Source organism: Microbacterium sp. GQ128, from assembly GCF_059758615.1.
Genome location: NZ_JCAXDY010000002.1, coordinates 1 through 23,231 on the forward strand (window position 1 = coordinate 1; position 23,231 = coordinate 23,231).

The window sequence follows — 23,231 nt, forward strand, 5'->3', positions numbered from 1 at the left end:
AACACGCTACCTTCGTAGTTATCTCCGTATCGCATCCCAGAATTCCGCAGAAAACCACGACAGGGCACCCGCGACCACTCCTCCACAGACACCACTAGCCTCGAAACTATCCACTAGTCCTTTCAGCGCCCGGCGAGCAACTCCCCGAGCCGCACGGCTTCCCCCTCCGGCATCGCATACCCGTGCTCGATCGCCGGATACACGCCCCCGCGCACCTCCACCGCATACGCCTCCACCCCGCCGATAGCGGCCGCCCGCAACTCCGCGTACCGCTTGACGAACTTGGCCGCCCCGCCGTCGTACAGCCCGAGCAGGTCGTGGAACACGAGCACCTGCCCGTCGGCATCCGCTCCGGCCCCGATGCCGATCACGGGGATGTCGAGCAGCGGCACGAGCGCGGCGGTCACCTCGGACGGCACCGCCTCGATCACGAGCATCGAGCACCCGGCAGCCTGCAGCGCGACGGCGTCGTCGATCACGGCGAGCGCGGCCTCGGCGGTGCGACCCTGAGCGCGGTAGCCACCGAGCGCCGTGGCCGTCTGCGGAGTGAGCCCGACGTGCCCGACCACGGGGATGCCGGCCTGCACGAGCGCCCGCGCGCGGTCGACGGTCGTGCCGCCGCGCTCGATCTTCACCAGATCGCAGCCGGCTTCCTTGATGAAGCGCTGTGCGGTCGCGATGGCGAGTTCGTCCGAGGCCTCGTACGACCCGAACGGCAGGTCGCCGACCAGCAGCGGAAGGGTCAGCCCGCGGCGCACCGCCTTGGTGAGCATCAGCATCTCATCGACCGTGACCGGCACGGTGCTGTCGTAGCCGAGCACGGTCATCGCCGCGGAATCCCCGACGAGCACGACATCGACACCGGCAGCTTCGACGATCTGCGCGCTCGGGTGATCGTAGGCGGTGACCATGACGATCGGTTCGGAGGCATCCTTCTTCGCGGCCAGGGCGGCGAGCGTGACGCGCTTTCGCGGGGCGGCGTGCGCGCTCATGCGCGGGCCCCCGTCAGCAGACGGTCGACGACGTCGTCGACCTGGATGATCGCGTTGTCCCGGTCGACATGCACGACAACTGGCTCGTACCCTTCGAGGTCTTCGCGCGAATAGTCGGCATAGGAGATGACGATGATCGTGTCGCCGGTGTGCACGAGGCGGGCGGCGGCGCCGTTGACCTGGATGACCCCGGATCCGCGCTCCCCCACGAGCGTGTACGTCTCGAAGCGGGCGCCGTTGTCGACGTCGACGACGTGCACCTGCTCCTGCTCCTGCTCCTGCTCCTGCGGCAGGATGTCGGCGGCCTCGAGCAGGAGGGGGTCGATCGTGATCGAGCCCACGTAGTGCAGATCACTGGCGGTGATGGTCGCCCGATGGATCTTCGACTTCAGCATCGTGCGTCGCATCAGGCGTCGCCCTTCGGTTCAGTGGTGGCGTGCAGGTCGGCAGCATCCGGGTCGGTGGTCACGGAATCGACGACATCCCGATCGGCGGCATCCGGATCATCAGCAGCCGAATCGGCAGCAGCCGAATCGGCAGCATCCGGATCGACAGCGGACAGCACATGGTTGTCGATCAGTCGGGCGGCTCCGACGTGTGCGGCGACCGCGAGCAGTGCATCCCGCTCGACGCGGGTCACCTGCTCCAGAGTTTCGGCATCGCGAAGCTCCAGATATTCCGGGGCGATCCCGGCATCCTCGAGCACCCGATGCGCCGCCGACAGGATGCCGTCAGCTCCGTGCTCCCCCGCCGCGAGCACCGATGCCGCCGCATCCAGCGCCCGGTTCAGCGCAGTTGCCCGCCGACGGGAAGCATCGTCGAGGTAGACGTTGCGCGAGCTCATGGCGAGCCCGTCGGCCTCCCGCACGATCGGGCACGCGACGATCCGCACGTCGAGGTCGAGGTCGCGCACGACGCGGCGGACGACCAGCACCTGTTGCGCATCCTTCTGCCCGAAGTACGCCGCATCCGGCCGGACGATCCCGAACAGCTTGGTCACGACCGTGGCGACGCCGTCGAAGTGGTGCGCTCCGCGGCTCGCGCCGTCGAGCACATCCGTGAGCGCCGCGACGTGGATGTTCGTCGCGAACCCGTCGGGGTAGATCTCGGATGCCGCGGGTGCGAAGAGGATGTCGACCCCTTCGGCCTCGGCGAGCGCGGCGTCGCGGGCCTCATCGCGCGGGTAAGTGCTGAGGTCTTCGTTCGCGCCGAACTGGGTCGGGTTGACGAAGAGCGAGACGACGACGAGATCGGATGCCGCGCGCGCGGCCCGCATGAGCGAGAGGTGCCCGTCGTGGAAGGCGCCCATCGTCGGGACGAGGCCGACCGTACGGTCGGCGAGCCGAGCCTCGCGGACGGCCGCGCGCACCTCGGGGATGGTGCGGAGGATTCTCATGCGGAAGGCTCCTTCGGGGCGCCGGTCGTTTCGCCGGTCCCCTCGCCGGTCGCTTCACCGTCCACCTGTCGGGAGAATGTACGGATGTCGGTCGGAACGGCCGCGTTTCCTCCTGCATCCGTACCTTCTCCCGACATCCGTACCGGGTCTTCGGCGCGAGAGGCGATCGTTCGCGTGGCGGCGGCGAGGGCGTCGAACAGTTCCTGCAGGGCGAGTTCTTCGGCAGCCGACCTCTGGCGGGCAACCGTCTCCGCGTCGCCGCGCGCGATCGGTCCGGTGAGGGCGTCCTGCGCGCCGAGGCCCTTCCAGTTCTCGACCGTCTGCCCGACGAGCGGGGCGAGGAGTTCGCGAGCATCGTCGCTCGGGATGCCGGCGGCCGCGGCGAGCTGCTCCGCCGCATCGAGCACCGTCAGCACGAAGTTCGAGGCGAAGGATGCCGCCGCGTGATAGCTCCCGCGGTCGTCGACGGTGAAGGGACGAGCCCCCAGAGCCCGGGCCAGCTGTTCGGCGACCGCGCGGGCGTCGTCGGTGCGGCCGGCGACCGCGGCGCCGATGCCGTGGAACACGTCGGGCGTCTCCGCACCCGTGAAGGTCTGCAGCGGGTGGAGGCTGAAGTCGACGTCGTCGAGCGAGGTGGCACCCGAGACGTGTCCGACGAGCCGCACATGCGGCCGAGCGACGAACGCGACCGCCGGGATCGCGGCGTCGGGGACGCAGAGCAGCGCGACGTCGGCGTTCGGCATCGACTGGTCACGGCGGAGCGGTCCGAGGACGTCGAATCCGGCCCCGCGCAGCGAGCGGGCGAGTACGCGTCCGAGACGACCGGCGCCGACGATGGCGATGGTCGTTCCTGGCGCGAGTGAGGAAGAGGTCTGCATGTCGATTCCCCGGCCGAGTGGGGGCGGTCCGGATGCCAGAAGTATCCGCCCATCGCGGCATCCACTCCAAATCTAGGAGCAATATGACAAGCTGCTCCCCCGGCTTACTCGTTCTTACGCCCAGTTGTGGCGCAACCAAGTTATCGATTCGCTCTCGACCATTCACGGCGTGCGGGTGCCGGACCGACCACCGTCGGCCCGGCATCCCGCTCGCACACCGTCGTCACGGCACGACGATCACCTTGCCGGCGATCGGCCCGGCAGCCGCCTCGGCATGAAGCGCCGGGAGCTCAGCCAGCGGGATGCGCCGCGTGACCTCGAGGTGCAGATCACCCGAATCGACGAGTCCGACGAGCTCCGCCAGCCGTGCGGCATCGCTGCGGACGAACACGACCACCGAGCGCACGTCGCGGTCGGCGTCGTCGGGCGCCGGCATCCAGGCGGTCGTGCTCACGACGACGCCTCCGTCGCGGACCAGCGCGACCAGGGCGGTGAACTCCTCCGGCTCGATCGGGGCCAGGTTGAGGAGCATGTCGACCGGCTCGGAGACCGCATCGAGCACCGGCGTGACCGTGTGGTCGATGATCTCGTGCGCACCGGCGGCGCGGACCGCCTCCGCACTCCGCGGGCTCGCGGTCGCGATGACATGCGCCCCCGCCCTGGCCGCGAGCGCGATCGCGTACTTCCCCACGACTCCTCCGGCGCCGACGATGAGCACGCGCTGGCCCGCCTGCAGGTCGCCGTCGTCAAAGAGCGCCTGCCGCGCGGTGAGCACGACCGAGGGGAATGCCGCGGCGTCGGCGAGCGGAACACTCGTCGGGGCCGGCACCAGGGCATCCGCCGGCGCGATCGTGTACTCCGCCGCGCCGCCGTCTTCACCCATCGGCAGGAAGCCGATCACGGGGTCGCCGATCGCGAAGCCCGTGACGCCCTCGCCGACGGCATCCACCGTGCCCGAGACGTCGTAGCCGGGAATGTGCGGCAGCGTCAGCGGGATCGGCAGGAAGCCCGCCCGCATGCCGTTGTCCGCTGCGCTGAACGCCGAGGCCGCGACCCGCAGCCGCACCTGACCCGCGCCGGGGTTCGGCTGCTCGATCTCGCCGTACTGCAGGACTTCGGGGCCGCCCACCTCGTGGAACCGTACTGCCTTCATGATTCTCTCCTTCGTCGATGCTTCGAATTCGAAGCAATAACGTTACAATAGCACTGCTTCGAATTCGAAGCAACACGTATACTGGACGGATGAACCCCACTCCCGCCCAGCTGTCGCCGAAAGAGCTCTCGGCGTACTTCGCGTTCACCGAGGTCAGCAGCCTGCTGCGGCACTCGGTCGAGAAGCAGCTGAAGGATGCCGGGCAGCTCAGCTATGTGCAGTTCCAGCTGCTCGCGCGGCTCGGCGACGCCCCGGGCGGGAGCCAGCGCATGACCGACCTCGCCGACGGAGTCGTCTACAGCCGGAGTGGCCTGACGTATCAGGCGCAGCTGCTGGAGCAGCGCGGCCTCGTCACCCGCACTCCGTCACCGGAGGACGAGCGGAGCACGAACGTCACGATCACCGAGGAGGGACGCGGCGTGCTCGCGGCGGTCTTCCCGGGGCACATCGAGACGGTCAAGAGCCTGCTGTTCGACTCGCTCACCGCCGACGATGTCGACGGGCTCGAGCGCGTGCTCACGCAGGTCAGTGCGCATCTGCGGGCGAACCCGCCGCGGTCAGCGGGGAGCCGGAAGAAGGGCTGAGGACCCGCGGTCGGACTCCTCCGCGCCGTATCCGGCGGCCCGCTTCCCTCTAGGCCGATGTCGGGACCGGCCGAGTCCTGATCGCCGAGTTCAGGTAGAAGGCGGACACGATCAGCGCCACCAGAGCACCGACGAGCGCGAATGGCGGGTTCGACAAGGTGAAAACGCCGACGGATGCGGTGACGCCCTGAATGAGGAACAGCGCGCTGAGGAGGATTCCGCCCCCTCGCGTGCTCGTCATCTTCCACCAGGGTCGAGGAGCGTCGGATTCTCCTGCGCCACGGAAAATCCGAGCCGCTACGACGACAGCCGCCACAAGGCACGCCAGTCCCCACAGGAATCCGAGACCGATGCTGATGGTCGAGAGCGGGATCCCAGTGAGGGTGAGTCCGACGACGACGACGAGCACATACCCGAGCTTGGCGGACGGTTCCTTGATGCGCATGATGCCCCTCCTGGCCTGATCCCCGAGGCACCACCGTACTAACATTTCACCTTCTCGACCAGGGAGCGGACCGAAGTCAGCGACGGCATCGGAAGGCGAGTGACGCGCCTCTCAGCGGAGCACGGAGTCCAGCAGCCCGGGGAAGAGCGCGTCGAGGTCGTCGCGCCGCAGCGTCAGCATCCGTCGGCGCCCGTTCGGCTCGTTGCGGATGACGCCGGATTCGCGCAGCACCTTCATGAAGTGCGACTTGGTCGACTTCGGCAGGTTCGGGTCGGTGGCGTGGCAGGACGCCATGTCGAGGGGGCCGTCGGCGAGCTGGCGCGTGATGGCGAGGCGCTCGGGGTCGCTGAGCGCGAAGAGCACGTCGGTGAGTTGGATCTCGGAGCGCTCCGGGTGCGGAAGATCGCCAGGCATGGTTCGAGAATAGTTGAACAATCGATGGATGGCGAGTACGCTCCGATAGTTCGATGATTCTCGAACCTTATGAGGAGTCGCCATGACCAGCACCGCGCCGATCATCCGCCCGTCGATCGCGGGCAGCGCCTCGTCGGGCGCCGTCCCCCGCACGCGGTTCGGATTCGTGCTCGCGATCGTGGCGCAGATCCTGATGATGGTCGGGGCGAGTGCGCCGTCGCCGTTCTACCCGGTGCTCGCGCAGGAGATCGGGTTCGAGGCGATCGTGATCAGCGCCGTTTTCGCCGTCTACGCGGTGGCGCTGCTGCTCACCCTCCTCACCGCCGGGTCGCTCTCGGACCACGTCGGCCGTCGCCCGGTCGTGATCGCGGGGTTCCTGCTGCTGGCGGGGAGCATGTTCCTGTTCTGGCACGCGGATGCCGTCGCGATGCTGTTCCTCGCGCGCATCCTGCAGGGGGTCGCGAGCGGTCTGCTGATCTCGGCGCTGTCGGCGACGGTGCTCGACTTCGCGCCGGGCGGGCGCGCCGGGGTCGCGGCGCTGTGGAACGCGCTGAGCCCGGGGATCGGACTCGCGCTCGGGGCGCTCGTGTCGGCTGTAGTGCTCGATGTCAGCGGCGAGGCGCTGCTCGACGTGTTCGCGCCCTTGAGCTCGGCGTACATCCTGCTCGCGGCGCTGTTCTTCCTCGTGCCCGAGACGGCGCCGCGCAAGCCGGGGGTGTGGGCGTCGCTGAGCTTCCGGCTGTCGATCCCGCCGGCGATTCGCGCGGACTTCTGGCGCGGGGCTCCGGCCGTGATCGCCGGGTGGGCGACGGGTGGACTCTTCCTGTCGCTGGGCGCGAACATCGTGCGCGGCGAGCTCGGCGGCGAGGCGCATGTGTGGCAGGGGCTCGGGGTCGTGCTGCTCGCCGGGGTCGGCGCCGTGACGGCGTTCGTGCTGCGGAAGATCGCCGCGCGGTCGATGGTGCTGTTCGGCACGTCGGCGCTCGCGGTCGGCACCCTACTGTCGTTGATCGCGCTGGGCGTCGGCTCGCTGCCGTTCTACCTCGTCGCGGCCGCGGTCACCGGAATGGGCTTCGGCACCGCGTTCTCGGGAGTGGTCGCCTCGCTCGCGCCGCGGATCCCGGCGACGCAGCGCGCCGACACCTTCGCCGTGATCTACCTGCTGGCGTATCTGGCGTTCGGGGTGCCGGCCGTGATCGCCGGAGCGCTGGTGGGGGTGGTCGGGCTCGAGGCCGTGTGCGTGGGATACGGGGTCGTGGTGATCGCGCTGGCGGGGGTCGCGTTCGGGCTGCGGGTGCGGGCGGGGCGGTAGGCGTCAGGCGATCACGCCGAGGCTGCAGCGCTCGCTTTCTCGTAGCGGTAGTTGTCGCGAGCGTCGATCTCTACCAACGCACCGCGGGTGTCCCGGTGCCACCACGTCCCTGCTGTGTCACAGAACGTCAGCTCGACGTATGGTGCAGCTTTCGTCGGTCGGCCCTTCACCCACTTGCGCCATGTTTCGTGCCCGCTCTTTGCAACGGGCACCAGCAACGGATCGCGCACGCTGGGTGGAACGATTCGCGCCCAACCCGCGTAGAAACAGGGTCCGCCGATTTCCAGCCCGAGCCTCACCTCGTAGATGGGAGCGGAGGCCAGGTTCTGCACGAGGAGCTCGATATGAAACTCGCCGTCATCGCTTTCTCGAACAACGCTCCATGCGGAGACCATCTCGGCCTGCTGGCGCTTCAACTTCTCTGACGAGCGCTTCTCACGGTCGCGCTCGAGCTTGTAGGCGCCCCACGCGTAATAGCCAGCGAAGGCCGCAGCGAGGGCGGCGAGTGCTGTCGTGATCGCTGCGATCGAGTCCGGATTCCAGCCCCACTGCATCTGTGCCGCTCCTCAGATCTGATCAATACGACTTCGAGGCTAGCGATCACGGCGCCACCGATTCGAATCGACCCGATATCTCGCGCCCACTTACGAGGCTTCAGTGCATGTGTCACAACGAAAGGAGTGACAACCGCCCGGCTCGCGCCTCAGCGAGTTGCCGCGTCGAATGCTCGATGCCGCCGTCAGGACCCCGTCATCGGCTCGGTCACGACGTCGATGACCCCGAGCGGGAAGGGGCTGAAGACCGACCAGGATCCAGAGTTGAACTGATCGAGCGGGGTGAGCTGGAACCACACGTGCGACACGACGAGCGCAATGGCGACGAGCAGGCCAGCTCCTTGGATCGCGCGTTCCAGCGTCCGCAGGGCTGCACGCTCGTCGGATGCCTTGGCGACGCGGCCGATCGCGATCAGGACGATCAGCGCGATGCCTGCGTAGACGAACACGCTGGGGCGGAGCGTCAGTGAGACGCAGAGCGGAGCCTGGTCGACCGACCGACCGTCGGCGTCGATGAACCCGCCGTCGGCGTCGACGCCGCCCGGGCAGATGCCCTTGCTACCGGTCATGAAGGTGGCGTACACGAGTCCCGCGACGATCGTCCAGATGAGCGTTCGGCGGATGCCCGCGATCACCGCGGCGAAGGGGAGCCCGGAGACGGCGGCGTCGGCCTGCGCGGGTGAGGGCGGGGTGAGCGACACGGCGGTCTCCTTCGAGGTCGGTCCTCTTCATCCTGTCGGAGGAGTTCGCGGGAAGGAAGGGCGGAGGAGCCCCGCATCCGCAGCATCGGATCTACGCTGGAACGTCTGCCTCATCTCGAGGCGCCTTCCTCTGGAGCATCCATGTCTCAAACGACGATCGACGATCGTGCCCGGTACCGGGCGAACCCCACGGTGCTTCAGGCGCTGAAGAATCCGCGGATGCTGACCCGCGAGGTGCTGGCCGGGCTCGTCGTGGGGCTCGCGCTGATCCCCGAGGCGATCGCGTTCTCGGTGATCGCGGGCGTCGACCCGAAGGTGGGGCTGTTCTCGTCGTTCATCATGGCGGTGTCGATCGCGTTCCTCGGCGGGCGTCCGGCGATGGTCACCGCGGCGACCGGAGCCGTGGCGCTCGTCATCGCACCCGTCGCCCCGGCCTATGGGCTGGACTACTTCATCGCGACGGTCATCCTCGCCGGCATCTTCCAGGTGATCCTCGGGGTGATCGGCGTCGCGAAGCTCATGCGGTTCATCCCCCGCAGCGTCATGGTCGGGTTCGTGAACGCGCTGGCGATCTTCGTGTTCAGCTCGCAGTTCCCGCAACTGATCGACGTGCCGTGGCTGGTGTATCCGCTGGTCGCGCTCGGGATCGTCGTGATGATCCTGATGCCGAAGATCACCAAGATCGTGCCGGCGCCGCTCGTGTCGGTCGTCATCGTGACGGGCGTCGTTCTCGCGTTCGGCATCACCGTGCCCACCGTCGGCGACCAGGGCGAGCTGCCGAAGAGCTTGCCGGAGCTGCTCATTCCGAACGTTCCGCTCACGTGGGAGACGTTCACGATCATCGCGCCGTTCGCGCTCGGGGTCGCGCTGGTCGGGCTGATGGAGTCGTTGCTCACCGCGAAGCTCGTCGACGAGATCACCGATACCCACTCGCGCAAGAGTCGTGAGGCGTGGGGGCAGGGCGTCTCGAACGTGCTGTCGGGGATCTTCGGCGGCATGGGCGGCTGCGCCGTGATCGGTCAGACCATGATCAACGTGAAGGCCTCGGGCGCGCGGACCCGCATCTCGACGTTCTGTGCCGGGATCTTCTTGTTCCTGTTGGTGGTCGTGTTCGGCGACTTCGTCGGGACGATCCCGATGGCAGCCCTCGTGGCCGTGATGATCATGGTCGCGATCGGAGCGTTCGATTGGCACAGCGTGCGTCCGTCGACGTTGAAGCGGATGCCGAAGAGCGAGACGTTCGTGATGGTGGCGACGGTGGTGCTGGTGTTGATCACGCACAACCTCGCGGTCGGGGTTGTCGGTGGGGTGCTGGTCGCGTCGGTGCTGTTCGTGCGGCGGGTGGCGCACTTCGTGTCGGTGACTCGGGTTCTCGGTGAGGCGGGCGACGTGGTGACGTATGTCGTGGAAGGGGAGCTGTTCTTCGCGTCGAGCAACGACCTGACGACGTTGTTCTCTTACTCGGACGACCCTGAGCGGGTTGTCGTGGATCTGTCGGGGTCGCATGTGTGGGATGCGTCGACCGTTGCCGCGTTGGATGCGATCGAGACGAAGTATCAGGCGTTGGGGAAGACGGTGGAGATCGTCGGGATGAATGAGAGCAGCTCGCGGATGCGCGGGCGGTTGACGGGTGGGTTTGAGTAACGAGACTCCGGGAGCAGACCGGCAGCGCTCAATGCGTCTCGGAAGCCACCAATACTGGTGCAGTGATGGGTCGGCAGGCCGAGGGCTTATACCTCCCCGGCGCGAGCTCGAGCGCGTGGAGCACGCTCGTCGGCGCCGCCTACTGCAAGATCAAGCTCGGCATCGAGAGCGGAACCATCCCGACAGTGCAGCTCGACCCGTGCCGGATGATCCCCACGTCCCGCTGCATAGGAGACTCAGGATTAACGCCTGACAGATGCTAACCGTTGACTGACGTCCTTTGGTTCCCGAGAGCCACCTGGTGTCGACCGGGGGACACTTGCGCTCCTCCAGATGATGTAACTTCTGCGCATCCACCGCGGCGCCACCCCGAATGAAGCATCGCGCTCTTGAGCGAGCGATTCGAGCACAGCCCAGATACTGGGGGCGGTCTTATCGGCTGGGACTCTCAGAAGTTTGCGGACGATTGCTCCGCAAGAAGCAGGTGGTTCAAGAGCGGGGACTCAGGAAGAAGACGCACCCACCCCTCCATGCTTCCAGGTAGACGCGTCGACGCTCACGTCCGTCTTAAGCGAAACGGCAACCCGTCCAGGCGCGTGTTTGTCAACAGCGCCCGTCTCCGAGAGAACCTGACGGGCGAACCCCTCGTCCTCCGGCGCCACTTGAAGCTCCGCTTCTACGATCGTGTGCCATCGCACTCCAGATACGGAGTCGTAGTTAGCGGTGGCCCGCAGCCGAGCACCGGTGTCTGTAACCAAGTTGGTGAGGAGTGCACGGCCGACCGCGCCAGAGAACTGTGCCACGAATTGCATTTCGTGGCTGTCACCCGAGTTGATCGGCAAACCAATCGCCCGCGACTCCGTCCAGATGTCAGAACCACTGCTCACGATTGTGAGCTCGAATGCGGGCTTAAGAGCCACGTCTGCCAGCGACTGAAGTGGAATCGTGATCTCCAGCCGAAGGTCAACGCCGCGCCCTGACTCGTGTACCGCACGAGATACGGTAGCCTGCGCGACATCCCCGTCGCTTTCACCCTCGCCGAATCGAACGGTAAGCACGGGCCGACGTGACTCCATCCGATCCGATAGATCGCGCTCCCGCTCGCGCATGTCATACACCAGAACGATGATCAGGCCCGCGAAGGCCATACCGGAAAAGAGGGCTGTAGCGGCCCCGAACATGTCGCCAACTACACCCAACTCGTCAATGGGCTTCCCCCAGTCAGTGAGCCAACCGTGCAGAGCCAGAACGACTCCAACCATCGCTGCGAGTGCCAGGATTACTGCAATAAGAAACGAGCAGAACCAGAGCCACGGGCGCATCGGACGGCGTGCCTGCGTTTGACCACTAGAGAATTTCACTGACGACACTTCTCACCCATCTCAACAGCGTTTTAAGACGCCCGTCGGCGTCGCGTGAGCCAAGTTCAAAACCCTGCGACGCCAGCGCCGCCGGATCGAGCGCGTACTCAGGAACAGCTGCCGCCGTCCGCAGGCGTAGCCGGACGGACGTGGCGCTGGAGCCGCTCAGATAGATGACCTTCGCGAGCTCAGTTCTTGCGGTGGCCGGACCGACGATGCCGTAGCCCGGGTGGTACTCAAACTCCCGCAGCTCGCGCTGAGCAAGTTCGCCATCGTCAAATGGGTCTCGCCCCCCATTGATCCGCGCTAGCCCGCGAATTGCTCGCGTCAGGGTGCGGCTACCGCCGCGAGATACGTGCTCCAGCGGGGCGTTCAAGAATCGTGCTGTCTCTCGGGTCTTGATCGTGTCGCGCTTGCGAACGACATTGAGAACATCAGCATCCGAAAGGTCATCTGGCCTCAGGACGGAGTTCCAATACGTGTCCAGAGTGGCCGCAGGGCCGATGCGAGGAAGTTCTGCAGCGGCAAGCAAGGCGGCGCGACTCGATGGCAAATCGGCGGGCTCGACCACACCCGCGTTCGCGACCAGAAATGTCAGCGCATTCGCGTAATCCTCGATCGCCCCCGGCCAGGCGGACGCAATATGTTGCGGTGGGATATCGAGCAGGTCACTTGCACGCAGGCCCTTTACGGCAGGAACGTCCTCGCTGGCCGCGCGGAGCGCCACAAGGCGGAGAACTTCGAGCGCTGTCACGCGGAAATCGGACAGGATTGGATGAATTTCCCCAAGCTCGTCCCAGCTCTTTCGCAGGTCCATTCCGATCGCACCCGCGCGGGCGTTTGCGAGGTCAAAGACGTCGATCGGCACTCCCGGCGTATTGATCGCTTCGAAGATCTGTGCCAGCTCGTATACCTCTATGTCGCGTTCGAGCACGACGCACGGAAGATTGTAATGAGCTAGCCGGCTTAACTGATCTCGTGCATCCATTCGGTTAGTGGAAGATGTCAACTCCCAGTCAAAGAGTTGGTCCATATCCGTGCCGCGAGCTCGATTGAGCAAGAAGCCGTATTCGCCCACGCCAGCAATTGCCTGATAAAGCGCAGTCAGGCGCTGCTGTCCATCCAGCACTAGGTACCTGATACCGTCGCGGCGCAAGGTCGGCGCGCCAGAGATCGGGCGCATCGCTAACTCTGGAACCGGTGGCACCAACAGTAGAGTTCCGATCGGCCAGTCGCGCGCCACGCTGTCGAGGAGCGCTGCGACTCGAGCAGGCGGCCAGACAAAGTCTCTCTGAAAGTTCGGTAGGCCGATGACCCCATCATCAATCATCCGAACAAGCTGACCTACCGAAAAGGAGAGCACGTCCTGCCTCAAATAACTCACCCCATCGTCAGCCCGTGATCGGAATCTCAGAAGCGAGACTACTCCCCGGCGTGCTCGGGGCCGTAATCCGTGTACCGGCGACAACTATGGAGCACGCGAGTTCGAACGGTCCATGTTAAACATTTGCAGGTTGCGCGCAACAGACGCTTCCACCAGACTCGCTCACCTTCCCGGAGTGCAAGCACACCTAGACGTATGTCCGAAGAGCATTTGGCCGGCACTCAAAGCGATGCTGCACTCCGTTTACCACTAGCCCGACGCCGCCAGCGTCCACGCACAGTTCGACCGGCTCTTGGAGTACGTCGAAGACAAGCTCCCCACCGCGCACGCCCACCTGGACGCCGCCCGCGCCGACATCCTCGCCAACGGCCGACTCGCCCTCGTCCGCGACACCGGAAACGAGGAGGCGACCGACACCATCCTCCAGCTCAGCGCCCTACCCCTCACACCAAGGACAGCGATACACGACTACCGGGGACTTGACCACCCATCGTCGTCTGCGCAGTGAAACACTTCGAGACACCCGACGCAATCGACGCCGAGCGGGTGCCCTGTCGACGCTCGAAATCGATCCACTTCAAGCGGATCTGCCCGAGCGGGACGCTCCAGGATGGAGCGATCTGAGCGTGCTGCCAGAGAGGCTCAGCGGGGCAGGTCAAGCAGCGCACTCGACGTGCGGCGGGTTCGTAGGCGGCGAGCTCCCCAGCCGGGAGTTATCTGCCGCAGAGATGGCAGACCCCGCGGTGTCACACCGGAAGCGCCCACCCCGATGACTGTGCGTGTGCCCGAAAGGGCTAGGCCAGTGGGTACGCGACCACATCCGCGAGGCGATACCGCGCCCAGCCGTCGCCGTCGGGCGCATCCCACTGAAGACTCCTGCCGGCGCGGTTCAGGCGGTCGTGCTCGTCCTTGGTGACCCAGCACTTCTGGAGGAGTTGGTTGAAGATCGACAGCAGGTGCTCTGGCGACGTGGCCGGGCCACCTGCGATCGGCTCTTGGCGCGTGTTCGATCGCGGATCAGCCTGGCTCGGATCGACGATCTCCACGATGATCCGCTTGAACGGGATCACGTGCTCGACCTTCCGTTCGCCCGGCGACAGCTGCATCGCGTCCCGGGTCGCGAAGGTCACCGCATGGCCGTCGTCAAGCGCACGAAGCATCTGCCGAAGCCGGCGCGGGTACCCTCCTGACCCCTTGGTCCAAAGGTTGCCGCCGGCGGCCAGATGCGGGCGGACCTCCGTCTCGATGAGATCGAAAGCAGCGATCGCGGCGCGGGCATGGCGGTCATCTGCGCGCGAGGTGTTCATCGTGCGATCCTCCCACCGACGGGAGACGATGGAAGAGATCCGCCGGCGCGCTCGGGAAGAGAGCCTCGGAGTGTTCCTACGGGAGCACCGTAGTCGACACTGCGCGCAGCCAACCGCCGCTCGTCTCGCCGTCGATCGTGGCTTCCTCTGATCGCAGCACCATCTCGACCTTCGTGCCGTCCGTCCAACTGGCAGCCTCGGACTCGTCGGTGAAGACTGTCAGGTCCTGGGCGCCGCCCTGCGCCTTCAGCATGACGAAGTAGTCGCCGGTGGCCCCTGTCATCCACAGATCAGACATGAACAGCTCGCCCGTGACCTTGAAGAGGTCGCCAGTCGTGATGCCTCCCATGTCGGTGGAGTTGAGCCTGTCGAGCAGCTCGTCGACGGTGATCGGCACGGCAGCGGAGAGATCGGGCGCAGGCTCCTCGGCGGGAGCCGTCGCGATGGGCTCCTCGGGCTCTGTCGACGGCTCGTCTCGCGGCGCGACAGCTTCGGCGCTGGGGGTGTCCGCCGGCGCCGGGGTGTCACCCTTGTCGCCGCCGGTGACGGCGACCATGATGCCGATGAAGATGCCCAGGACCACGAGCGCTCCGCCGATGATCGCGAGCGGCTTCCACTGGAACGGAGGCTTGGGGCGGCGGAAGACGAGCTCGGTGCGGAGCTTGCCGCTGTTCTGGGTGACGAGCTCCCAGCCATCTTTCTCCCACTTCGCGATCGTGAGCTTCTCGGTGCCGCGGATCGTCTGGACGCTCCTGGTGTCGTACTTCGTGGTCTCGGCCTCAGCGCGCACGCCACTGTCCGTCATCGGGTTCTCCCTCTCCTGGTCCCGGGAGAACAACTCGCCGCCGGGTCATCGCGAGCATATCGGTTGGACGGTCGGTCGAAGGACGAGCGCGAGCGCGTCGAGTGGGTGTCGTTGCGCCACCGCTCATCTGGGACTGGGGCGTATCCGTAGAGTGACTTCTGGGAGCGTCCGTTCGCTCGCCGCCAGCCTGATGGGAGCAACTCGTGATCACCTTCACCGACTTCCTGCCAGTCCCGGAGCCGCAGCTCACGAAGGTGAAGCTCAACATGCGCGCCGGCGATGGCAGCGGTGAGGCGTGGGACTTCCTCATGGACGACCATGACCACTGGCTCCGGCTGAATCAGTGGCGAACGAAGCAGACGAACAACAACATGGGTGGTGCTCGCTACCTGCTCTCCTTCGCGCAGTACTACCCCTATGGACCCCAGTACTTCATCTTCGGGGGCGCATTCGAGGTGCGGGAGATCAAGCCCGATCGCTTCGACGGCTTGGGGTATGAGCTGACCCCGCTCCAGCTGCACGACGACTACATCAAGCGCCTGATCATCAAGCTCGACCGGCCCATCGGTCGGGCCCCGTACCTCCGCCACTACGTGGGGTTGCAGGAGAGCCTTGCACCGGAGGTCTACGAGCTCGCACCGGACGTGAAGCTGGGCACCTTCCCCGGATACCAGAACGTCCGGCTGCGGCATCACGAGCTGCAGCGCATCATCGCCGGCGATGAGCCCAGCTGGAAGGACGCGCTCTCCAGCGTGAAGGGCGTCTATGTGATCACCGACCTCAGCTGCGGGCGGTTGTACGTGGGGTAGCGTCCGGGGAGGCTAACGGCCTGTGGCAGCGCTGGTCCAGTTACGCGCACCTGAAGAACCTCACCGGCGGCAACCGGGAGCTCGAACAGCTCCGCCAGGACCTCGGCGATGCGCACATCGTGGACAACTTCCAGTACTCCATCCTGGAGATCTTCGACCCGAAGACCCGGGCTGACACGATCCTGGCGCGCGAGTCGTTCTGGAAGAACGCACTGGACAGCCGAGCGCATGGGATGAATCTGAACTGAGGGCCTCCAGGTGCTCATGCCGCTCACATCGGCTCCCGGATCTCCGCTCGCAAGGACCGCTCGATGACCATCGATCAGCTTGCCGCCGCAAGCGAGTCAGATCGAGTCGTCCAACATCCACGGCTACGAGGCGGGCGAGGCCTGATGAACGTGCGGTCGCTGGCACGCATCGCCGAAGCGCTCGATGTTGATGCCAGCGAGCTGGTGGAGGGCATGACCATTGCAAAGTTCGTGCAGGCGAGAACTAGCTGAGCGCCACGACACGTGGTCTGATGGATCTCTCCGACCTGGGAGCAAAGCTCGGGACGCAGGTAGGCCGATACGGTAGGGATCGAGTGACGCGGTGAGGGGCCGCGCATTCGTGAGAAGGAGACCCGATGACACTCGCGCCTGCGAACCCTAACCACCTCACGCAGCGAGAGCTGGAGCAGGCTCTCTGGGGAGCTGCGAATGCGCTCCGTGGCCCCGTCGATCCCGGCGACTTCAAGGCTTACGTATTCCCGGTGCTCTTCTACAAGTGGATCAGCGACGTCTACGACTTCCACCATGAGCAGGCGCTTGACGACCTGGGCGACGAATGGTCGCAGGAGTTCGAGGACGAGGACTATCAGACCTTCGTCATCCCCGAAGGCTCTCACTGGGATGACACGTTCGAGGTCACGAAGAATAGTGGCAAGGCGCTGAACAAGGCCCTCGTCGCCATCCAGGAAGCCAATCCGGGCAAGCTCGCCGGCGTCTTCGGGGACGTGAACTGGTCCAACCAGGAGCGCATCCCGCAATCGGCGCTCCGGGCGCTCATGCAGGTCTTCGACAAGCTGACGCTCGACCCCAACCACGTCTCCGGCGACATGCTTGGATCAGCGTACGAGTATCTGCTGCGCGAGTTCGCAGAAGCATCGGGCAAAAAGGCTGGCGAGTTCTTCACCCCGCGGCACGTCGTGCACCTGCTGGTGAAGATCCTGAACCCGCAGGCGGGTGACTCCGTGTGTGACCCCGCTTGCGGCTCTGCGGGCATGCTCGTGGAGACGACCGAAGCCGTGAAGCTCTCAGGCGGCAACCCCAGGTCGCTGTTCCTGTACGGCCAGGAGCAGAACCTCACCACCGCGGGCATCGCGCGGATGAACCTCTACCTTCACGGCGTGGAGGACTTCGACATCAAGCGGGGCGACACGTTCCGTGACCCGAAGCTCAAGGACGACGCCGGACGCCTGCGGAAGTTCGACGTCGTGATCGCCAACCCGCCGTTCTCGCTGGATAACTGGCCGGCATCGACCTGGGCGAAGGACCGCTACAAGCGGGCGCTGGGCGGCATCGTCCCGCCGGCGAAGAACGGCGACTGGGCGTGGATCCAGCACATGATCTCCACCATGAAGGAAGACACCGGGCGCGTCGGCGTGGTCATGCCCCACGGTGTGCTCTTCCGCGGCGGCCGCGAAGCCGAGATGCGCCAGTGGGTCATCGAGCAGGACAAGCTCGAGGCTGTCATCGGTCTACCGAACAACCTGTTCTACTCGACCACGATCCCAGTCTGTCTGCTGATCTTCCGCGCGCAGAAGAGCGGCGAGCGCGAGAAGCACGTGCTGTTCATCGACGCGCGGACTCGCTTCAAGCCCGGCAAGAACCAAAACACCCTGGGCGACGACGACGTCGACGCGATCGACGCGGCCTACAAGAGCGGCATCGATATCGACGGTGCGGGCGGGCTCGCTCTCGAGCTCGTGCACCGCGACAACATCCGCGAGAATGGCTTCGACCTCAACATCGGTCGGTACATCCAGACGGAGACTCGCGCGGAGGCTGACGTCGATGCAGCACTGGCGTCGCTGCGTGAGGCTCAGGAGGCCATGGACGCTGCGCGCGCGGCGCTGGACCTGCGGCTACGGGAGGCGGCCTTCGATGCGTGAGGGGTGGCGGGAGGTTTGCTTGGGGGACGTGGCCACGCGACGGTCCGACTTCACCCCTGTTCGCGCAGACGAGCTTTACCGGATAGTCGGCGTGCAACGAAGTGGCTGGGGTCTCGTTGATCGAGAGCCTGCGCGCGGCGATTCGATGAAGTTCGAGAAGCTCATGGAACTGCACGCGGACGACCTCGTCTACCGGACGATCACCGCGTTCGAGGCACCGAGCTCGGTGGTCACGACGGACTTCGAGAAATCGTTCGTCACACCACAGACTTTCCCGGTCTACGTGCTTGATCGCACACAGATTCTGCCGGGCTACATGGCGCTTCTCACGACATGGCCGAAGTTCCACGAGGAGATGTCAACGCGTTGCGTAGGGACGGTTTTGAGGCGCAAGACGCTTAGCAAGGGCGCATTCGAGTCGATCCCGATCTCACTGCCGCCCATTGGTCAACAGCGCCGGATCGTGGACCTGCTCGGGGCTGTCGATGATGCGGTCGAGGTGGCTGGCATCGAGGCCGGTTCGGCCGCCCAGCTCCGTATGGAATTGCTCGCACAACACTTCGCTAATGCCGACCGGCGAGTGCCACTTGGATCTCTCGCCAAGATGCGGCTGGGGAAGATGTTGTCCAAGGCGCAGAATACTGGAACTGATGCGCCCTATCTTAGGAACAGCAACGTCCGATGGGGCTCACTTGACCTTCGCGACCTCAAGACGATGCCGTTCACCGCTGCAGACCGCGTCGAATTCCGCCTGCTCCGAGGGGATGTCCTCGTGTGCGAAGGGGGCGAGATCGGCCGGGCAGCAGTTCTGGCTGAGGACCTTGAGGGGATCTTTTTCCAGAAGGCTCTGCATCGGATTCGTTGTAACCACGATCTTGTCCCGCACTACCTTCAGGCCTATTTCGAGTACGCCGCGCCACGCGGAGAACTTGACGACTTTGTTTCTGGATCGACGATCAAGCATCTGACCGGCGAGAAACTGGCACGCGTCCGGATTCCGCTTGTTCCCGTTAATGAGCAGGAGCGCATCGTCGCTGAGGTGGCGGCAATTCACGCGAGCGCCGAAGCGGCCCGCGCCACCGCCGAAGCCCTGCGAACCCTCCGCAGTAACCTGCTCACCGTCCTGCTCTCGGGCGAGCACGAGATCCCCTCGAGCTATGACCAACTCCTGAACCTTAACGAGGAGGTTGCCGCATGACCGGCTATACCGAGAAGGGCACCGTGCAGTCCGCGCTCATCGACCTACTGGTGGATACCGGTTGGACGCACGTCGAGGGTAAGAACCTTCCGCGTACGACGCAGCAGGTCTTCATCGAAGCGGACCTGCGGGACGCGATCGAGAGGTTGAACCCGGAGCTCACCGGCAGGACGGATGCCGTGCTCGCGAAGGTGCGCCAGGTGGCGCTGTCGGCCGAGTCCGAGGGGCTCATGGTCGTGAACGAGGAGTTCACGCACCTGCTGCGCGGCGGCGGCACGGTGCTGATGCCGGACACCAACCACGATGAGCCGTTCCAACTGCTGGACTTCGAGAACCCAGAGAAGAACACTCTGCTGGTCTCGGACGAGGTGACCTACCGCGGCGCCCGGTTCGACGTGGTGCTTTGGATCAATGGCATCCCCGTGGTCATCGGCGAGACGAAGACGCCGGTGTCGGTGGTGAAGAGCTGGAAGGACGGCGCGAAGGACATCTACGTGTCCTACGAGGAGCACCAGCCCGAGTTCTTCGTCCCGAACGTGCTCTCCTTCGCCACCGAGGGCAAGGACTTCCGGTACGCCGGCGTGCGCACTCCGCTCGATCACTGGCAGAGGTGGGGATCCAGCACCGTGCCGGCGACCATCGAGGGCTGGGACCGGGTCGTGATGAGCGTCACCGGCCTCCTGGCGCCGCGCGTGGTCCTGAACCTAATCGAGCACTACGCGATGTACGACCGGCAGGACGGCGGCTCAGGCCAGACCATCAAGCTGCTGCCACGCTATTTCCAGTACGAGTCGGTGGAGAAGATCTTCGCCCGCGCGACCAGCGCGGCAGGTTCTCGGGGCCTGATCTATCACACGCAGGGGTCGGGGAAGACGCTCACGATGTCGTGGGTGGCGACCCGGCTCTACTTCGACCCGCGGATGCACAACCCGACCATCGTCGCCGTGGCAGACCGCACGCAGCTGGTCACTCAGACCTTCGCCCAGTTCGCCTCCGCGGGCGTGCCGGAGCCGGTGAAGGCCCAGAGCACCGCAGCGTTGCAGCAGGCCCTCCGAGATGGAGCGCGGGGCATCATCGCCGCGACCGTACACAAGTTCGCCGGCGCCGGGGTCCTCACCGAGCGAGAGAACGTCATCCTCCTCGTGGACGAAGCGCACCGCACACAAGAGGGGTCCTTGGGCTCCGACATGCGGGCTGCCCTGCCGAACGCGCACCGGTTCGGGTTCACGGGCACCCCGATCGCGGACCTGGACCGAAACACCTATCAGCTGTTCGGTGACGAGCGGGATCCCGGCTGGGCGCTGGACACCTACGACTCTGATCGTTCGATCGCCGACGGCACGACCGTGCCGATGAGGGTGATCCCCAGGCCCGTCCGGTTCGACGTCGCCAAGGAGGAGCTGGACGCGGCGTTCGACGCGCTGGCGGATGAGGAAGACCTCAGCGACACGCAGAAGGAGTCGTTCGCGCGCCGGGTCGCCAACGCCCGGGCGATCTTCCATAACCCCGAGCGCATCCAGCAGGTCGCGGCCGACATCGTCGCGCACTTCTACGCCTCGATCGATCCGCACGGGATGAAGGCGCAGGTCGTCGTCGCCGACCAGGAGCTGTGCATCCTGTATGTGCTGGCACTACGGGAGCAGTTGCAGGCGGCTGGTAGAGCCGCAGAAGTAGCAGTAGTGATCTCCGCCACAGGCAAGTCCGAGTTCGAGTCGTACAAGCTCTCCGAGGGCGAGGAGGAGGCGCTGCTGGACAGGTTCCGGGACGTCGAAGACGACCTGAAGTTCCTGGTCGTGACCGCCAAGCTCGGCACCGGCTTCAATGCGCCCATCGAGGGTGTGCTGTATCTGGACAAGCCGATGAAGCTGCACACGCTGTTCCAGACGATCACCCGCACGAACAGGCCCTGGCGACACCCGGGCACCGGGTTCACGAAGCGGTATGGCACGATCGTCGACTATGTCGGCCTCGGCGGTGCGTTCGCGCGCGCGATCGCCCCTAGCGACCCCGAGCACGCACAGCGGCAGATCGAGACCGACGCGCTACTGCAGAGCCTGGACGCCGCACTGAAGGAGATGCGTCGCCGCTTCGTGGGCATCACCCGCGACGGGTCGATGGACTCGCTTCAGCAGGCCCTGGAACGGGTCCCGCAAGACAGCGAGGACCGCGCCGAGTACCGCGCCGAGTACCTGTACGCCCAGGGGCTGTGGGAAACCATTGCCCCCGACGAGCAGCTCTCGGACTGGGAAGGCGACTACCGCTGGTACGCGCAGGTGTATGCCGCGATCCCGAGCGAAGGTGATGAGGACGACATCCTCTGGGAGCGTCTGGGACCGAAGACCCGCGAGCTCGTGCACGCGCACATGCGCAACGTTCGGGTCGACGACCGCAACATCGCCGTGGTGATCGCCGACGCCGAGACCATCCGGAAGATGACGGACTCTGGCCAGCTGCCGCCCGTGCCGACCGAGTACGAGGGCAAGTCTGCCCAGGAGATCGTCGACTCCCTCACGGCGAGGATCCGCAAAAAGCTCGAAGGCGGTGGCGCGAACGTCGGCGCCTACAGCTCGATCGCCGAACGGCTGGACCAGCTACGGCAGAGAGTGATCTCAGACGCGGACGACTCGGTTGCCTGGCTTGTGAAGCTGTTCAGCGTCGCCACCGACCTGAAGACCGTGGAGGACTCGGACGAAGAGGGCGTGCTCGCCGACCTGCCGGACCCGAACGTGGGGATGCTCACCCGCATCTTCGAGGAGCACAAGCCCGCAGGGATGACGGTGATGGTGAGCCAGATCGCCAAGGAGGTGGACCAGCTGGTCAGCCACGCGGTGCACCCGCAGTGGACCACCAAGGAGTCGTCCATGAAGGCCGTCAAGCGCGAGCTCAACGCCCTGTTCAAGAAGTACTCCCTGCCGCGCACCGGCGAGCCGATGGAGTCGGCCTGGAAGTACATCCTGAAACACTACTGAGAGGTTGGAGCCCATTAACGAAGGCGATGGGGCTGCCAAAGGCGACGGAGACGGTCTAGATGGGGAAGTGGCAGGACCGGGCGCAGGCGCGGTTTGCGGAGGGGCGGACAGTCGCGGGACAGCTCAGTCCGCCGCGGCCGGGAGAAAATAGCGCTTCAGCAATGACCCACCGGGTCCGCTTCGGACCGAGACCGAGTCCGCTCGGCGCTCAGTGCCCTAGGCGTGCACGCAGCTGTGCGTGAAGCGTGGCAACTGAAGAGCGCACCTGCCCGGCCACGCTCGAGAAGCGATCGTTGAATGCGTGCTCGGCCAGCGCCTGCCTGGGCCGCGCTCCGTCGAGAGCAGAGATCGGGTACGCATGGTTAGGCGAATAGTGGACGAGATCGTTTCGAAGCTGCCTAGGCCCATCCCCGTCCGTCAGCAGGTTCGGAGGTGCGACTCTTGCGTCCAAGCGTCGAATGGCGCGCGTCGCATGGTAGAGGCCAACGAACTGGAGTTTGAACAGCACTCCCTCGTCGTGGGGACTAGCCGGCGTAAGCAGCTCCAAGAATCCCAAGGTCGAGCGCAGCAAGTGAAGGTATCCGCTCTCGGCGATATCATCCATTCCAGCAGCCGAGTAGTAGTCGTCGCTTCGTACATCCCGCCGGCCGAAGGGCTGCAACGCGTCCATGAATGACGGGAGATCCTCACGTTCGCTCGTCAGAACAGCTGCCTGCGCCGACACCGTCGCCGACATATCGCGCACGACTGTAGCTTTTTCCAATGCGTCGGCTCCCAGAATCGTCCCGACTAGGTGCGTGTCGAGGACATCGACCCCGCGATGCGTGTAGAGGCCAAGGTCGGTTTCCCACTTTCGTGCCCACGAGAACGGAGTTTTGCCCATGAACTGCGACTTGTGATCCACGGTGAGAGCGCGAAAGCGCTCGATTGCGACATCTTGCCCATCTTCGCTCGCATCAAACCACTTGGATGCGTTGCGGATGGATTCGACAAGCTCCAGCTCCGCATCAGGCAAGGTCTGCGCAAGGTCCGGTCGATGTCGGGTTAGCCATTTTCGAGTTTCGTAAGTGATCAAACCGAATGCAGGCAGCATGGCCATCCCGAGAACGGATAGCTGCTCAGGTGAGTGCCTTCGGAACGCAAGGGCAGATCGCACAACGAAGCCGGCGTCTT

The 23,231-nt window shown here is 65.5% G+C and carries 23 protein-coding genes and 1 pseudogene; 10 read left to right on the plus strand and 14 right to left on the minus strand.

The window, feature by feature from the left end; all coding sequences use genetic code 11:
* Positions 1-122 precede the first annotated feature (122 nt).
* The 5 genes from panB to AC6CHX_RS06025 all read right to left on the minus strand — a co-directional run bounded on the left by panB (position 123) and on the right by AC6CHX_RS06025 (position 4,419).
* Positions 123-992 (minus strand): 3-methyl-2-oxobutanoate hydroxymethyltransferase, encoded by an 870-nt coding sequence (gene panB / locus AC6CHX_RS06005; protein ID WP_498272041.1) that lies wholly within the window; start codon positions 990-992, stop codon positions 123-125.
* Complete coding sequence (gene panD / locus AC6CHX_RS06010; protein WP_498272042.1) at positions 989-1,399, minus strand: aspartate 1-decarboxylase; 411 nt, start codon at positions 1,397-1,399, stop codon at positions 989-991. The genes panB and panD overlap by 4 nt, the downstream gene beginning before the upstream one ends.
* Positions 1,399-2,388, minus strand: a complete 990-nt coding sequence (gene panC, locus AC6CHX_RS06015; RefSeq protein WP_498272043.1) for a pantoate--beta-alanine ligase — start codon at positions 2,386-2,388, stop codon at positions 1,399-1,401. Before panC ends, panD begins: the two co-directional genes overlap by 1 nt.
* A complete protein-coding gene (locus AC6CHX_RS06020) occupies positions 2,385-3,266 on the minus strand; it encodes a DUF2520 domain-containing protein (RefSeq protein ID WP_498272044.1) in 882 nt (293 codons plus the stop codon). Before AC6CHX_RS06020 ends, panC begins: the two co-directional genes overlap by 4 nt.
* 223 nt (positions 3,267-3,489) lie before the next feature.
* Positions 3,490-4,419, minus strand: coding sequence for an NADP-dependent oxidoreductase (locus AC6CHX_RS06025; RefSeq protein ID WP_498272045.1), 930 nt, complete (start codon positions 4,417-4,419; stop codon positions 3,490-3,492).
* A gap of 89 nt (positions 4,420-4,508) precedes the next feature.
* Between AC6CHX_RS06025 and AC6CHX_RS06030 the strand changes: the two genes are divergently transcribed.
* A complete protein-coding gene (locus AC6CHX_RS06030) occupies positions 4,509-5,003 on the plus strand; it encodes a MarR family winged helix-turn-helix transcriptional regulator (protein WP_498272046.1) in 495 nt (164 codons plus the stop codon).
* Positions 5,004-5,052: 49 nt separating this feature from the next.
* Here AC6CHX_RS06030 and AC6CHX_RS06035 read toward each other — a convergent pair whose 3' ends face one another.
* Together AC6CHX_RS06035 and AC6CHX_RS06040 are read right to left on the minus strand one after the other, a co-directional pair.
* A complete protein-coding gene (locus AC6CHX_RS06035; protein WP_498272047.1) occupies positions 5,053-5,448 on the minus strand; it encodes a hypothetical protein in 396 nt (131 codons plus the stop codon).
* 111 nt (positions 5,449-5,559) lie between these two features.
* Positions 5,560-5,862 carry an ArsR/SmtB family transcription factor gene (locus AC6CHX_RS06040; RefSeq protein WP_136041847.1) on the minus strand — a complete coding sequence of 101 codons (303 nt, stop codon included), beginning with the start codon at positions 5,860-5,862 and terminating at the stop codon, positions 5,560-5,562.
* An 82-nt stretch (positions 5,863-5,944) separates the two neighbouring features.
* On the opposite strand from AC6CHX_RS06040, the gene AC6CHX_RS06045 reads away from it, so the two are divergent.
* Entirely contained in the window at positions 5,945-7,174 is a 1,230-nt protein-coding gene (locus tag AC6CHX_RS06045) for an MFS transporter (RefSeq protein ID WP_498272048.1), read from the plus strand.
* 11 nt (positions 7,175-7,185) lie between these two features.
* Here the strand turns inward: AC6CHX_RS06045 and AC6CHX_RS06050 are convergent, their stop codons facing one another.
* Together AC6CHX_RS06050 and AC6CHX_RS06055 are read right to left on the minus strand one after the other, a co-directional pair.
* Entirely contained in the window at positions 7,186-7,728 is a 543-nt protein-coding gene (locus tag AC6CHX_RS06050; RefSeq protein WP_498272049.1) for a hypothetical protein, read from the minus strand.
* Between the two features lie 185 nt (positions 7,729-7,913).
* Entirely contained in the window at positions 7,914-8,429 is a 516-nt protein-coding gene (locus tag AC6CHX_RS06055; RefSeq protein WP_498272050.1) for a hypothetical protein, read from the minus strand.
* A 141-nt stretch (positions 8,430-8,570) separates the two neighbouring features.
* Between AC6CHX_RS06055 and AC6CHX_RS06060 the strand changes: the two genes are divergently transcribed.
* Positions 8,571-10,073 (plus strand): SulP family inorganic anion transporter, encoded by a 1,503-nt coding sequence (locus tag AC6CHX_RS06060; protein WP_498272051.1) that lies wholly within the window; start codon positions 8,571-8,573, stop codon positions 10,071-10,073.
* 503 nt (positions 10,074-10,576) lie between these two features.
* Here the strand turns inward: AC6CHX_RS06060 and AC6CHX_RS06065 are convergent.
* Positions 10,577-11,395, minus strand: coding sequence for a hypothetical protein (locus AC6CHX_RS06065; protein ID WP_498272052.1), 819 nt, complete (start codon positions 11,393-11,395; stop codon positions 10,577-10,579).
* Between the two features lie 25 nt (positions 11,396-11,420).
* Positions 11,421-12,818, minus strand: a complete 1,398-nt coding sequence (locus AC6CHX_RS06070; protein ID WP_498272053.1) for a DUF262 domain-containing protein — start codon at positions 12,816-12,818, stop codon at positions 11,421-11,423.
* Between the two features lie 127 nt (positions 12,819-12,945).
* On the opposite strand from AC6CHX_RS06070, the pseudogene AC6CHX_RS06075 reads away from it, so the two are divergent.
* A pseudogene (locus AC6CHX_RS06075) lies at positions 12,946-13,182 on the plus strand (transposase); the annotation flags it as partial.
* A 430-nt stretch (positions 13,183-13,612) separates the two neighbouring features.
* Here the strand turns inward: AC6CHX_RS06075 and AC6CHX_RS06080 are convergent.
* Positions 13,613-14,125 (minus strand): hypothetical protein, encoded by a 513-nt coding sequence (locus AC6CHX_RS06080; RefSeq protein WP_498272054.1) that lies wholly within the window; start codon positions 14,123-14,125, stop codon positions 13,613-13,615.
* A gap of 76 nt (positions 14,126-14,201) precedes the next feature.
* Complete coding sequence (locus AC6CHX_RS06085; protein WP_498272055.1) at positions 14,202-14,930, minus strand: hypothetical protein; 729 nt, start codon at positions 14,928-14,930, stop codon at positions 14,202-14,204.
* Positions 14,931-15,133: 203 nt separating this feature from the next.
* Here AC6CHX_RS06085 and AC6CHX_RS06090 point away from each other — a divergent pair, with 203 nt between their 5' ends.
* From AC6CHX_RS06090 to AC6CHX_RS06115, 6 genes are all read left to right on the plus strand, one after another.
* Positions 15,134-15,739 carry a hypothetical protein gene (locus tag AC6CHX_RS06090; RefSeq protein WP_498272056.1) on the plus strand — a complete coding sequence of 202 codons (606 nt, stop codon included), beginning with the start codon at positions 15,134-15,136 and terminating at the stop codon, positions 15,737-15,739.
* A gap of 119 nt (positions 15,740-15,858) precedes the next feature.
* Positions 15,859-15,987, plus strand: coding sequence for a GIY-YIG nuclease family protein (locus AC6CHX_RS06095; protein WP_498272057.1), 129 nt, complete (start codon positions 15,859-15,861; stop codon positions 15,985-15,987).
* A gap of 63 nt (positions 15,988-16,050) precedes the next feature.
* Entirely contained in the window at positions 16,051-16,239 is a 189-nt protein-coding gene (locus AC6CHX_RS06100; protein WP_498272058.1) for a hypothetical protein, read from the plus strand.
* Between the two features lie 125 nt (positions 16,240-16,364).
* Positions 16,365-17,891 carry a type I restriction-modification system subunit M gene (locus AC6CHX_RS06105; RefSeq protein WP_498272059.1) on the plus strand — a complete coding sequence of 509 codons (1,527 nt, stop codon included), beginning with the start codon at positions 16,365-16,367 and terminating at the stop codon, positions 17,889-17,891.
* A 145-nt stretch (positions 17,892-18,036) separates the two neighbouring features.
* The gene (locus tag AC6CHX_RS06110; RefSeq protein ID WP_498272060.1) at positions 18,037-19,089 is read left to right on the plus strand and encodes a restriction endonuclease subunit S; all 1,053 of its coding nucleotides are present in this window, start codon (positions 18,037-18,039) and stop codon (positions 19,087-19,089) included.
* Positions 19,086-22,058 (plus strand): type I restriction endonuclease subunit R, encoded by a 2,973-nt coding sequence (locus AC6CHX_RS06115; protein WP_498272061.1) that lies wholly within the window; start codon positions 19,086-19,088, stop codon positions 22,056-22,058. The genes AC6CHX_RS06110 and AC6CHX_RS06115 overlap by 4 nt, the downstream gene beginning before the upstream one ends.
* Positions 22,059-22,266: 208 nt before the next feature.
* Here the strand turns inward: AC6CHX_RS06115 and AC6CHX_RS06120 are convergent, their stop codons facing one another.
* Positions 22,267-23,157: a hypothetical protein gene (locus AC6CHX_RS06120; protein WP_498272062.1), complete on the minus strand. Its 891-nt coding sequence runs from the start codon at positions 23,155-23,157 to the stop codon at positions 22,267-22,269.
* Positions 23,158-23,231 lie beyond the last annotated feature (74 nt).